This window comes from Cryobacterium arcticum, from assembly GCF_003185895.1.
GTDB lineage: Bacteria > Actinomycetota > Actinomycetes > Actinomycetales > Microbacteriaceae > Cryobacterium > Cryobacterium arcticum.
This window is the reverse complement of the sequence record NZ_QHLY01000005.1, coordinates 679,302-691,844: the sequence shown is the minus strand read 5'-3', so window position 1 is coordinate 691,844 and position 12,543 is coordinate 679,302. Positions and strand designations below refer to the sequence as shown.

The following is a 12,543-nucleotide window of genomic DNA, read 5'->3' as shown; positions in this document are numbered from 1 at the left end:
ATGGCATCGGTTAGTCACAGCGCAGCCGCGTCCAACGTTGGCAAGATCCGGGCCAACAACCAGGACTCCGGTTACGCCGGGCACTCCCTGTTCGTCGTCGCCGACGGTATGGGCGGCCACGCAGGCGGCGACGTGGCCTCTGCCATCGCCACCAAACGCATCATGGAGGCCGACACGGCCTACGTGTCGGCGCAGGACGCCGAGTTCGCGCTGCAGGCCGCCCTGATCGCCGCGAACTCGCAGCTGGCCGAAACCGTCTTCGAGCACGCCGAGCTCACCGGCATGGGCACCACGGTCAGTGCCCTCGTGGTGATCGACAACCAGGTCGCCATCGCCCACATCGGCGACTCCCGGATCTACCTGTTCCGCGACAATGAACTGTCGCAGATCACCACAGACCACACCTTCGTGCAGCGCCTGGTCGACAGCGGTCGCATCACCGAAGCCGAAGCCATGGTGCATCCGCGCCGGTCCGTGCTGATGCGGGTGCTCGGCGACGTGGAATCCTCCCCCGAGATCGACACTTCGATCCTCGCCACCCGGGCCGGCGACCGCTGGCTGATCTGCTCCGACGGGCTGAGCGGGGTGGTGTCGAACACCGGCATCGCCAACGCCCTGCGCAGCCGGACCGATGCCCAAGCCGTGGCCGACCGCCTGGTCAAGGAAAGCCTCGACGGCGGAGCACCCGACAACGTCACCATCGTCGTCGTCGACATCGGTGACGGCGGCGAAGAACGCCAGGGTGACCCCGTCGTTGTCGGCTCGGCCTCCGCTCCCCTCGCCTTCGGCGAGGAGCCGGTGCGCACCCGTGCCCCGCGCATCCCGTCGCTGCGGCTGCACCCGGTGCGCGAGACCCACTTCGAACCCGATTCGCAGGATTACCTCTCCGAACTGATCGAGGAAGACGCCCGCCGGGCGCTGCGCCGCAAGGTCACCTGGCTGGCCGGTATCGTCCTGCTGATCGTGGCCATCGTCGGCGGCGCGTTGCTCGGGTACCAGTGGACCCAGAGCCGCTATTACGTGGGCGTGGAGGGCAGCACCGTGGCCATCTACCAGGGCATCCAGCAGGATCTCGGCCCGATCAGCATGTCGAGCGTCTACGAAGACACCGACCTGGAACTGAACCAGCTGCGCGTCTACGACCGCCAGCAGGTCGAGCGCACCATCAGTGCCTCGTCTCTCGAAGACGCCAAACTCATCGTGGAACGGTTGAGCAATGCCCCGGCAGAGTAATCCGTCGTCAGAGACCCGCGACGCCGCTCCCCAGACCGGCAAGATCCGCCGCCTGCACCTGCCGCAGAAGCTGCGTAACCTCGAGCTGTTCCTGCTGATCATCGCCTGCGGCATCAACCTCGGCGCGGTGGTGCTCGTGCAACTCGGTGCCCTCGGCCAGATCGACACCACCCTGGTGCTGCTCGGCGCGAGCCTGTCCGGCCTGGTCTTCGCCATGCACATCGTGCTGCGCTTCGTGGCGCGGGAGGCCGACCCGTTCATCCTGCCGATCGCGACCCTGCTCAACGGCATCGGCATCGCCATGATCTACCGCATCGACATCGCCAACGCCGAGTCCGGTTGGGAGAGCGCCGCGGTGCGCCAGACCGTGTGGAGCGGCCTCGCGATCGCCTGCGCGATCGCCGTGATCCTGATCATCCGCAACCACCGGGTGCTGTTCCGCTACACCTACGTCGCCGGCTTCGTCGGTGTGGTGCTGCTTCTGCTGCCCCTGGTTCCCGGACTCGGCCGCGAGGTCAGCGGCGCCAGGGTCTGGATCGGGTTCGGCAACTTCGCCACCTTCCAGCCCGGCGAGATCGCGAAGATCGCACTGGCCGTGTTCTTCGCCGGCTACCTCGTGCGCAACCGCGACAGCCTGTCGATGGTGGGCAAGAAATTCCTGGGGATGCGATTCCCGCGCCTCCGCGACCTCGGCCCGATTCTCGTGGTCTGGGCCCTGTCGATGTCGGTCATCATCTTCCAGCGCGACCTCGGCACCGCCCTGCTCTACTTCGGCCTGTTCCTGGTCATGCTCTACCTCGCCACTGGCCGGCTCAGCTGGGTACTGCTCGGCCTCTCGCTCTTCCTCGGCGGCGCCCTGATCGCCAGCCAGACCCTCGACTACGTCAACGGCCGGTTCACCAACTGGCTGGATGCGCTCAACCCCAACGTGTACGACGCCGACGGCGGCAGCTACCAGTTGGTGCAGGGCCTGTTCGGCCTGGCCAAGGGCGGGCTGATCGGCACCGGCTGGGGCCAGGGCCGCCCCGAGCTGACCCCGGTTCCCCAGAGCGACTACATCATTGCCAGCCTCGGCGAGGAGATCGGCCTGGCCGGCCTGTTCGCCATCCTGGCCATGTACCTGCTTTTCGTCGCCCGCGGTTTCCGCATCGGCTTCGCCGGGCAGGACGACTTCGGCAAGCTCCTCGGCGTCGGCCTGTCCTTCGTCGTGGCGCTGCAGTGCTTCATCGTCATCGGCGGCGTCACCCGGGTCATCCCGCTCACCGGCCTGACCACCCCGTTCCTGGCCGCCGGTGGCTCGTCCCTGGTCGCCAACTGGATCATCGCGGCCCTGCTGCTGCGATTGAGTGACACCGTGCGCAACCAACCTCGGCTGGTGGTCTAGATGAATCGCGAACTCAAGCGCGTGAGCATCGCCGTGCTGTTCATGTTCGTCGCCCTGTTCTGCTCACTGTCGGTCGTGCAGGTCTTCCAGGCCGACAATCTGGCCGCCGACGACCGCAACACCCGCACGCTGCTCGACAGCTACTCCGTCGAGCGTGGCGCGATCCTCGCCGGCGGTGAACCCATCGCCCAGTCGCTGCCCGTCGACGACAACTACAAGTTCCAGCGCACCTACAGCAACGGACTGCTCTACGCGCCGGTCACCGGCTTCATCCCGGTCAACGGCGCCCCTACCGGGCTCGAGCAGGCGCTGAACGGCGAGCTGAGCGGCACCTCCAACGCCCAATTCTTCGACCAGCTCTCCAGCCTGGTCACCGGGCAGGACCCCAAGGGTGCCGCGGTGGAGACCACCATCGACCCGGTCGCCCAGCAGGCCGCCTGGGATGCCCTCGGCGACTACACCGGCTCCGTCGTCGTCACCGAGCCCAAGACCGGCCGGGTGCTGGCGATGGTCTCCAAGCCCAGCTACGACCCGAACACCCTCGCCGTGCACGACAGCGCCGCGGTGAACGACACCTACGACGCCCTGGTCAACGCCCCGGGCGACCCGCTGATCAACCGGGCCATCAACTCGCTCAACCCGCCCGGGTCGGTCTTCAAGCTCGTCGTCGTGGCCGCCGCCCTGGAATCGGGCCAGTTCACCCCGGACAGCACCTTCCCGAACCCGGGCACGTTCACTCTGCCCGGCTCGAGCTCGGTGGTCATCAACTCCGGCGGCGGCACCTGCGGCTCCGGAGACACCGTCACCATCGCCACGGCGCTGCGACTCTCGTGCAACATCCCGATGGCCGAGCTCGGCCTGCAGCTCGGCGACGACGCGATCCGGGAGATGGCCGAGAAGTTCGGGTTCAACTCCGAGTACTCCATTCCCCTCTCGGTCACCGCGAGCGTGTACCCCGAGGACCCGGACGACGCGCAGACCGCACTGTCGGCGTTCGGCCAGACCAGCGTGCGGGCCACCCCACTGCAGATGGCCCTGGTCTCGGCCACGATCGCCAACGGAGGCATTCAAATGCAACCCAACGTCGTCGACCAGATCCTGGCACCGGACCTCAGCCCGCTGCAGACCTTTGCTCCCGTCGCATCCGAACGCGTGATCAGCGCCGAAACCGCCGCCACGATGACCCAGATGATGGTCAACGGAGTCCAGGACGGTGCCGCGAGCAATGCAAGAATAGACGGAGTCGACGTTGCGGGTAAGACGGGGACTGCGGAGAACGGCGATGACGATCCATACACCCTGTGGTTCACCGGATTCGCCCCCGCGGCAGACCCGCAATATGCGATCACCGTTCTCATCGAAGATGGCGGGGGACTCGGTCAGACGGGGTACGGCAACTTGCTTGCCGCACCGATAGCGAAACAGGTACTAGAGGCGGTGCTGAATAAATGAGACCCACAGCAGGGCTCACCTTCGGGGGACGATACGAGCTGCAGTCGCGCATCGCCATTGGCGGTATGGGCGAGGTGTGGCAGTCCGTCGACCTGGTCATCGGTCGCACGGTCGCGATCAAGATCCTCAAGGACGAATACCTCGGCGACCCCGGGTTCCTTGAGCGCTTCCGCGCTGAGGCCCGGCACGCCGCCCTCGTCAACCACGAAGGCATCGCCAACGTCTTCGATTACGGCGAAGAGGATGGCAGCGCCTTCCTGGTGATGGAACTGGTGCCCGGTGAGGCGCTCTCCACCATCCTCGAACGCGAGCACACCCTTCCCGCCGACAAGGTCCTCGACATCGTCGCGCAGACCGCGGCCGCCCTGCACGCCGCCCACGCGGCCGGTCTCGTGCACCGCGACATCAAGCCGGGAAACCTGCTGATCACGCCCGAGGGCCGGGTCAAGATCACCGACTTCGGCATCGCGCGTATCGCCGACCAGGTTCCGCTCACCGCGACCGGCCAGGTCATGGGCACCGTGCAGTACCTCTCGCCCGAACAGGCCAGCGGACGCTCGGCCTCGCCGACCACCGACATCTACTCCCTCGGCATCGTCGCCTACGAGAGCCTCGCCGGCCGCCGCCCGTTCACGGGCGAGTCGCAGGTGGCCATCGCGATGGCGCAGATCAACGAGCAGCCGCCGCCGCTGCCCGACACCATCTCCGAGCCGGTTCGCAACCTGGTGATCTCCTGCCTGGCCAAGAACCCGGCCGACCGGCCCGCGTCCGCGGCCCACCTCGCGCGCGCCGCAATCGCCCTGCGGCGTGGTGACGTGGCCGCGGCCGCCGCGTCTGTTCCCGCCGTCATGGCCGGGATCACCCCCACCGCAGCCACCATGCTGATGCCCGGTGCCGGAAACGACCAGACCACCCAGTTGATGCCCTCCGCGGGCGCGCAGCCCCAGCCCGGCACCCGTGCCGAAGCCGCGGCCGCCGCCGCGGCGGCAGCACCGAAGAAAAAGAAGAAGCGCAGCCCGTGGACCTGGCCTCTGGTCGCACTGATCTCGATCCTCGGCCTGGTGCTCGTCGGCACCGTCTACACAATCTTCACCGACCAGGCCTCGACGCCCGACCCGGCGCCGACCACGTCGGCACCCGTGGAGACCACGGAACCGGCGCCAACTCCGACCCCAACGCCGACGCCCACCAACGTCGCCCTCAACCAGGCTGACTTCATCGGTTTGACGAGCACCGCGGCCCGCGACAAGCTCAGCGAACTGGAGCTGGGCGCCAACGTGGTCGTTGACAAGGCGGCTCCGAGCTCTGACCTGATCGACACCGTGTACGGGATCAACCCCACCGGTCGTGTGGCCAAGGGCACCTCCATCACGGTCAGCGTGTACGGTGACCTCGCCCTGCCCAGCGCTCCGTCGGGCACGCCGACGATCACGTCGGTGCAGCCGTCGCCGCCCGCCAGTGCCGTCACCATCACGTGGCCGGCGCAGTCCTGCCCAGCGGGCCAGGAACTCTCCGGCTACGAGGTTGTCGCAGACGGTAACGGCGCCACATCGCCCGCCCCCACCGGTGCCGACGTCACCACGGCCAGCATCACGGCCGGCACGGGTGACTTCACGGTCAAGTTCAGGTACTTCTGCGGCGAGGTCGCGTCTGAATACTCGGGCACCACCACCGTCGAGGTCACGACGACGCCGGTCGCCACCGCCACCCCGAAACCCACGGCCACCCCGGCAGCGCCGGTCGAGCCCGCCGACTAACCGGCTGGCGACCGGCCGGGCGCTCTCAGAGTGTCCGGTGCGCATCTTGACTAAAATGACCAACAGTGTCCGCGAGCAGGGAGTTTTGCATTGACTGATGAGGGCCGTCTGCTTGCTGGTCGATACCGCGTCGGCGCGTCGATCGGTCGCGGCGGCATGTCCGACGTGCACATCGGCACCGACTCCCGGCTCGGCCGCACCGTGGCCATCAAGCTGCTCAAATCCTCCCTCGCCGCCGACCCCGCGTTCCGCACCCGGTTCCGGCAGGAAGCGCAGGCGGCCGCCCGCATGGCTCACCCCACGATCGTGCGGGTGTTCGATGCCGGCGAGGAGACCGTCACCGAAGACGACGGCACCGAGTCCCAGATCCCGTTCATCATCATGGAGTTCGTCGACGGACGCCTGCTCAAGGACATCATCCGTGAAGGGCCGATCGCCTCGGACGAGGCCGTTCGCATCATCGACGGGGTTCTGACCGCGCTGGAGTACTCGCACCGCGCCGGCGTCGTGCACCGCGACATCAAGCCCGGCAACATCATGATCACCAAGGCCGGCCAGGTGAAGGTGATGGACTTCGGCATCGCCCGCGCCATCTCCGACTCGGCCACCACCGTCGCCCAGACCACCGCAATCCTCGGCACGGCGTCGTACTTCTCCCCGGAGCAGGCCAAGGGCGAGTCAGTGGATGCCCGCACCGACCTGTACTCCAGCGGTGTTGTGCTCTTCGAGATGCTCACCGGGCGGCCCCCGTTCCGCGGCGACACCCCCGTGGCAGTGGCCTACCAGCACGTCAGTGAAGCCCCGGTCAAGCCCAGCTCGATCAACCCCAAGGTCTCCCCGGCACTCGACACCGTTGTCGTGCACGCCCTCGCCAAAGACCGCTTCGACCGGTACCAGAGCGCCGTCGAGTTCCGCAACGACGTCGAGTCGGCCGGCGCCGGGCATATCCCCGTGCACCGCCCGGCCGACGATATCGCCGGCGGGCTGTTCGGCGCACCACCGGCGGTGGAGTCGTCCTCCGAGCTCGCCCTCAAGCAGCTGGCCGAAGACCAGACCATGGACCGCACCCAGCGGCGCCCACCGGTGATCTGGATCTGGGCCGGTATCGTCAGCGTGATCGTCATCGTGATCGCCGTGATGTTCTGGGCGCTCAGCCTGACGCCCAGCGACGAACTACCCGACTCCTCTCGTCGCGTACCCGCACTGGCGGGCTACACCTACGACGACGCCCAGGATGCCCTGCTCGAACTCGACCTGGCGGCCACCAAGGCCGAGGAGTCCAGTCCGACCGTGGCCAAGGACGAAGTCATCCGCACCGACCCGCCATCCGGCACCATCGCGCCTCCCGCCACCGTGGTGAAGGTGTTCGTGTCTACCGGCGCCGAGCTCGTGGAGATGCCTGACACCACCAATCAGCCGTTCTCTGCGGCGGAGCCGTTCCTCACGGAGCGGGAGTTCGTCTCCGGGTCGGTCACCACCGAGAACTCTCCGGATGTGGCGGAAGGCGTGGTCATCGACACCATTCCTGCCCCGCACAGCCAGGCTCCGGTCGGTTCCACGGTGGACTTCACGGTCTCCAGCGGTCAAGTGACGATGCCGGATGTTGTGGGCCAGGCGCTCACAGCCGCCAACTCGCTCCTGCAGGCCGACGCCGTGCAGCTTGTGCCCGCTCCGACCCCGGATTACACCTGCGACAGCCAGGCCGGCTCGCCGGTCATCAAGCAGTCCCTCGCCCCCGGCGATGTGCCGCAGAAGTCCGAGGTTGAACTCACCTACTGCGCCGGCTGATCGGCCAAACTCGCCGAGGGCAACCGCCCGCTGGTCGAGCTTGTCGAGACCCGCTGGTCGAGCTTGTCGAGACCCGCTGGTCGAGCTTGTCGAGACCCGCTGGTCGAGCTTGTCGAGACCCGCTGGTCGAGCTTGTCGAGACCCGACGTGCCGACCCTCGACAGACGGGCGCGGGCTCAGCTCAGCTTGAGCATCGGGGTGAGGTGCTTCGCGGTCTCCCGCGCCTCCGGCAGCCCCGCCAGCGCCAACCAGTTCGCCACCATCAGGTAGCCGCCCTCGGTCAGAACCGACTCCGGGTGGAACTGCACACCGAGGATCGGTGCCGACACGTGCCGCAGGCCCATGATCACGCCTCCTTGGGTGCGTGAGGTCACGACGAGGTCGCTGGGCACCGTGCCGTTCACCACAGCCAGCGAGTGGTACCGGGTGGCCGTGAAGGGCTGGGGAACCCCGTCGTAGAACTCACTGCCGTCGTGGGTGATCTGCGAGGTCTTGCCGTGCATCAGCTCCTCGGCATTGGTCACCGTGGCGCCGAACGCCTCCGCGATCGCCTGGTGCCCCAGGCAGACCCCGAACAACGGCAGCTCCGCGGTGAGGGCTGCCTCCACCGCTGCGATCGAGACGCCGGCATCCGCGGGCTTACCAGGGCCGGGCGAGACCAGCACGCCGTCGAACTCGGCGATGCGTGCGGCGGTCTCCGAAGCGGGGAAGGCATCGTTGCGCACGACCTCGGTCTCGGCGCCGAGCTCACGCAGGTAGCCGTTCAGGGTGTACACGAAACTGTCGTAGTTGTCGATTACGAGAATGCGGGTCATGGGGCGCCCACCGTCACTTCCTGGTTGTCAACGATCGTATTCACCCAGGGAAACACCCAGGTGGCAAGGGAGTAGAGCACAACGGCCAGCAGCAGCAGCACAAGCAGGAGACGCACCCAGACCGGGCCGGGCAATATCCGCCAGAGTGCTGCGTACATCGTGGTCCTCTTTATCGCTTGTATCGCTGGAATTGAGTGAGTGGATGCGCCTACGCGGCGGGCATCATGGCGGCGAGTTCAGCCGGCGCACCGGCAGAGGTCGGTTGCCAGGACTCGAATACACCGTAGGCGATGATCCGCTCTGCCGTCGAATAGAGCGGGTTGCAGGTGGTGAGGGTGATCAGCCGGTCGACAGCGGTTGCCTCGAGATCGTGGGGAACCGGGGCGATCGCCTCGACCGCGCTCGGCGGCACGTATTCGAAGTCGCGGAACCGGTAGGTGTAGTAGCCGTCGGCGGTCTGCACGTAAATGGCGTCGCCGAGCTGCAGCTCGTTGATCACGTGCATGCCGCCGCCGTTGGCGCTGCGGTGCGACGCGATCGCGAAGTTGCCCACCTCACCGGGCATCTGCGTACCCGGGTAGTGACCGATCCCGGAGTCCGGGCTGTTGAGCACGTTCGTACCTACTCCCTCGGCGATGGTGCGGTGGTAGTCGGCACCGAAGCGGGGAACGTAGAGCACGGCGAAGGCATCCGCGTTGCCGGGTGCCGTGGCCACGATGGGATCACCGTACCCTTCCTCCGCGGGAGCCGGGGCGGGATCGGGGGCGACGTCTTCGGTCCAGCTGCGGCTGATCGATTCCGCTGCCCGGGACTGGGACGCGGCCATCACGGCGTCGTTCCACCACAGCTGCCAGGCCAGGAAGAGGAACACCAGCACCCCGCCGGTGATGAACAACTCGCCGAGCACCCCGAACACGCTCACCCGGCGGCGCACGCGCGGTTTCGGCCCGCGCTTGGACCTCCGCCCGCGCTGGGCCGGAACTGCGGACGTGGCCGGCTCGGTCATGCTGTCGATTCTAATCGGGCGAAGCTGACGCTCCGCCTACCAGTTCACCGGGATCTCCCGGCCGGTCGGCACAGACAGGGACGCTAGAATCTCAGGCATGGCACGCACAAATCCCCGAACCAAGCCCGCCCGCCCCGAGGCCCGCTCGGGCGACGACGCTCCGAACGCCGTCTGGTTCAAGCCGGTGATGTTCGGCTTCATGCTCATCGGCCTGGCCTGGATCATCGTCTTCTACGTGAGCCAGGGCGCCCTGCCCGTCGCGTCGTTCGGGTCGTGGAACATCATGGTCGGCTTCGGGATTGCCTTCATCGGCTTCCTGATGACCACCCGCTGGCGCTGACGCCAACTCTTCACCGGATAGACCGCCGGAATTAACCACCCGTTCGGGTAGTCAATTACAGCCGTGTAATTATCCCCAGTGTGGAAACTCCTGTGGATAACTATCCGTCCGGGTGTGGAAAACCCCGTCGACGAGGGCGGTTCCCGCTCTAGACGAAGAGCTTGGTCAGGCTGAGCGCGACCAGCAACACGGCGAAGCCGCCGAGGAGAACCAGCTGCTGGGTGCGCTTGCTGCGCTGACGGGTCTGCACGAAGATCAGGCCGATCACGGCGCCGCCGATCAGGCCGCCGACATGCGCCTGCCAGGCCACGTTGAGTCCGGGCAGGAACCCGATGACGAGGTTGATGCCCACGAGGATCAACAGCTGGGTGGCATTGCCGCCGAGCTTGCGTTGGATGACCAGGAACGCGCCCATCAGGCCGAAGATCGCTCCGGAGGCGCCGACAACCGGGGTCAGCGGCGATGCCAGGAAGAGCACGCCGAGCGAACCGGCCAGCCCGCTGAGCAGGTACAGCGCCAGGAACCGGCCGCGTCCGAGCATCCGCTCGAGGATCTGGCCGAAGATCCACAGGGTGTACATGTTCAGCAGCACGTGGAAGATGAACCCGGTGGAGTGCACGAACACGCTTGTGAGCATGCGCCACGGTTCGAAGGAGCCCGGGTACGAATAGATGCCCGCATAGAGCAACCGGTCGGTGACTCCGAGCCCGGGGATGAGCTGCAGCACGAAGACGACCAGCGTCAACGCGATGATCGAATAGGTCACGACGGGCTGACCGGGAGCGGTCAGGCGGTTGAAGCTGGTGCGGGCGGCCGACTTGGTGCGGGGCGCGTTCTGGCGCTGCTCCCGCATGCATTCGGGGCAGATGACACCGACGGCGGCCTGGGTCTGGCACTCGGGGCAGATGGTGCGCCCGCAGCGCTGGCAGAGGATGAAACTCTGCCTGCCCGGATGCCGATAACAGAAGTTTGCAGCGGTTCCGGGCAGGCCAGTCATGTGCAGAGGTCCTAGACCTGCTCGACGGTGATGCTCTCGATGACAACATCGGTGAGCGGACGGTCGCGGCCGTCGGTGGGCACAACCGCCAGCTGGTCGACGATCTTGCGGGAGGCCTCGTCTTCGACGGCGCCGAAGATCGAGTGCTTGCCCTGCAGCCAGGTGGTCGGAACGACGGTGATGAAGAACTGCGAGCCGTTCGTGCCGCGGCCACCCTGGATGCCGGCGTTCGCCATGGCGAGCACGTAGGGCTGGGTGAAGTCGAGCTCGGGGCTGATCTCGTCGTCGAACTGGAAGCCGGGTCCACCGGTGCCCTGGCCCAGCGGGTCGCCGGCCTGAATCATGAAGTCCTTGATGATGCGGTGGAAGATGGTGCCGTTGTACAGGGGATCGGTGGAGGTCTGGCCCGTGGCCGGGTGCTTCCACTCGAGTTCGCCGGTGGCGAGGCCGACGAAGTTCTTGACGGTCTTCGGGGCGTGGTTGCCGAAGAGGTTGACCTTGATCGGTCCGAGGGTGGTATTGAGCGTTGCTACCGCAGTGTGCTTAGACATACGGATAATTCTTGCACAGCGGGATTGACCGATTCCGACTCCCGATCAGGCATCCAGAGCGCTCACAGGGTATTCAGTGGCAAGATGGACCTGTTCACCACACGAATCGATGGAGGGTCCAGATGAGCCTGTCACGCAAGCGCCGAAAGGAACTCACACGCCTGCGCAAGAGCGCGGACGAACTGTGGAGTCACCAGCAGGAAGTTCTCGACCGCGCAAACGAGATTGCACGCGAAGCCGGCCGCCAGGCCGGGGTGCTCACTCGTGAAGAAGTAGTACCCCGCGTTCGCCAGGGATACGAGCACTACGTGCTCCCCCGTGTGCACGCCACCCAGGATCTCGCTGGTGGAGTTCGCCACCAGGTCGTTGACAAGGTCATCCCCGGAATCGGCACCGCCCTCGGCACCGTGCTTTCGGTTGGCGACATCGCCAAGGATGCCCGGGAAGCCGCGCTCAACCGGGTGCGTTTCCAGAAGCCGGTCGTCGTGCAGAAGCAGGGACTCGGCGCCGGCACGTATATTGCCATCGGCGTGGGCATCGCAGCCGCTGCCGGTGTGGCGTACGCCATCTGGCAGACGTTCCGCGCCGACGACGAACTGTGGGTTTCCGAAGACGAGTCGCTGCTCGACTCGCCGATCGAGAAGACCACCGAAGCGTAGTTCACCGCGTTCTCAGCAAGGCCCCCGTCTCCGGCGGGGGCCTTGTTCAGTTAACGCTGCCGGTGCCGCGGCCGGATGCCGCGGCCGTGTGCGTCCCTGTGTGCGGGTGTCAGCGGATGGGACCGGTCGGGCGGGCACTGCGCTCCCTGAGCACCGCGAGGGCGTGAGCGGCCCGCTGGAAGCCGCACGGGCCGTGCCGGCCGTGTCCGGGATGGCCGCCGAGACATCCGGGACGCAGAAAACCCCCAACCGGCTGCTGCCGACTGGGGGTTTCTTTCTGTGGAGCCACGGGGAATCGAACCCCGGACCTCCTGCTTGCAAAGCAGGCGCTCTACCAATTGAGCTATGGCCCCGAACCGGCTTCTCACGACGAGACTCTGGTGGAGATGTAAGGCTGTTATGAACTACGTGGGGATACCGGGATTTGAACCTGGGACCTCTTCGTTATCAGCGAAGCGCTCTAACCAACTGAGCTATATCCCCCTATTGGGCAGGTTTGAGACTACCGGATACTGGCGAAAAGTCCCAATCGAGGCCGGCAGGCGACCCCGATCGGGCTTT

The 12,543-nt window shown here is 66.6% G+C and carries 12 protein-coding genes and 2 tRNA genes; 7 read left to right on the top strand and 7 right to left on the bottom strand.

What is annotated here, in order from left to right; genetic code table 11:
• The 5 genes from CTB96_RS04930 to pknB all read left to right on the top strand — a co-directional run bounded on the left by CTB96_RS04930 (nt 1) and on the right by pknB (nt 7,614).
• Nucleotides 1-1,233, top strand: a complete 1,233-nt coding sequence (locus tag CTB96_RS04930; RefSeq protein ID WP_110125753.1) for a PP2C family protein-serine/threonine phosphatase — start codon at nt 1-3, stop codon at nt 1,231-1,233.
• Nucleotides 1,217-2,617, top strand: coding sequence for an FtsW/RodA/SpoVE family cell cycle protein (locus CTB96_RS04925; RefSeq protein ID WP_110125752.1), 1,401 nt, complete (start codon nt 1,217-1,219; stop codon nt 2,615-2,617). Before CTB96_RS04930 ends, CTB96_RS04925 begins: the two co-directional genes overlap by 17 nt.
• A complete protein-coding gene (locus tag CTB96_RS04920) occupies nt 2,618-4,069 on the top strand; it encodes a peptidoglycan D,D-transpeptidase FtsI family protein (protein ID WP_110125751.1) in 1,452 nt (483 codons plus the stop codon).
• Nucleotides 4,066-5,826: a protein kinase domain-containing protein gene (locus tag CTB96_RS04915; protein WP_110125750.1), complete on the top strand. Its 1,761-nt coding sequence runs from the start codon at nt 4,066-4,068 to the stop codon at nt 5,824-5,826. Before CTB96_RS04920 ends, CTB96_RS04915 begins: the two co-directional genes overlap by 4 nt.
• Before the next feature lie 90 nt (nt 5,827-5,916).
• On the top strand, nt 5,917-7,614 hold the full coding sequence (gene pknB, locus CTB96_RS04910; protein WP_110125749.1) for a Stk1 family PASTA domain-containing Ser/Thr kinase: 1,698 nt from the start codon (nt 5,917-5,919) through the stop codon (nt 7,612-7,614).
• A gap of 176 nt (nt 7,615-7,790) precedes the next feature.
• Here the strand turns inward: pknB and CTB96_RS04905 are convergent, their stop codons facing one another.
• Genes CTB96_RS04905 through CTB96_RS04900 form a run of 3 tightly spaced genes read right to left on the bottom strand, consistent with a single transcriptional unit; the run spans nt 7,791 to nt 9,435 of the window.
• Nucleotides 7,791-8,429 (bottom strand): anthranilate synthase component II, encoded by a 639-nt coding sequence (locus CTB96_RS04905; protein ID WP_110125748.1) that lies wholly within the window; start codon nt 8,427-8,429, stop codon nt 7,791-7,793.
• Complete coding sequence (locus CTB96_RS20445) at nt 8,426-8,587, bottom strand: hypothetical protein (protein WP_181397136.1); 162 nt, start codon at nt 8,585-8,587, stop codon at nt 8,426-8,428. Before CTB96_RS20445 ends, CTB96_RS04905 begins: the two co-directional genes overlap by 4 nt.
• Nucleotides 8,588-8,637: 50 nt before the next feature.
• Nucleotides 8,638-9,435, bottom strand: coding sequence for a class E sortase (locus CTB96_RS04900; RefSeq protein WP_248283213.1), 798 nt, complete (start codon nt 9,433-9,435; stop codon nt 8,638-8,640).
• Nucleotides 9,436-9,532: 97 nt separating this feature from the next.
• On the opposite strand from CTB96_RS04900, the gene CTB96_RS04895 reads away from it, so the two are divergent.
• The gene (locus tag CTB96_RS04895; RefSeq protein WP_110125747.1) at nt 9,533-9,775 is read left to right on the top strand and encodes a cell division protein CrgA; all 243 of its coding nucleotides are present in this window, start codon (nt 9,533-9,535) and stop codon (nt 9,773-9,775) included.
• 148 nt (nt 9,776-9,923) lie between these two features.
• On the opposite strand, the gene CTB96_RS04890 is transcribed toward CTB96_RS04895, so the two are convergent.
• Both CTB96_RS04890 and CTB96_RS04885 read right to left on the bottom strand, forming a co-directional pair.
• Entirely contained in the window at nt 9,924-10,772 is an 849-nt protein-coding gene (locus CTB96_RS04890; RefSeq protein ID WP_110125746.1) for a rhomboid family intramembrane serine protease, read from the bottom strand.
• Nucleotides 10,773-10,783: 11 nt separating this feature from the next.
• Nucleotides 10,784-11,323 (bottom strand): peptidylprolyl isomerase, encoded by a 540-nt coding sequence (locus CTB96_RS04885; protein ID WP_110125745.1) that lies wholly within the window; start codon nt 11,321-11,323, stop codon nt 10,784-10,786.
• A gap of 122 nt (nt 11,324-11,445) precedes the next feature.
• Between CTB96_RS04885 and CTB96_RS04880 the strand changes: the two genes are divergently transcribed.
• Nucleotides 11,446-11,982, top strand: coding sequence for a hypothetical protein (locus CTB96_RS04880; protein ID WP_110125744.1), 537 nt, complete (start codon nt 11,446-11,448; stop codon nt 11,980-11,982).
• Between the two features lie 280 nt (nt 11,983-12,262).
• Here the strand turns inward: CTB96_RS04880 and CTB96_RS04875 are convergent.
• Both CTB96_RS04875 and CTB96_RS04870 read right to left on the bottom strand, forming a co-directional pair.
• Nucleotides 12,263-12,335: transfer RNA gene (locus tag CTB96_RS04875), tRNA-Ala, on the bottom strand.
• A gap of 56 nt (nt 12,336-12,391) precedes the next feature.
• Nucleotides 12,392-12,465: transfer RNA gene (locus tag CTB96_RS04870), tRNA-Ile, on the bottom strand.
• Between the last annotated feature and the right edge of the window lie 78 nt (nt 12,466-12,543).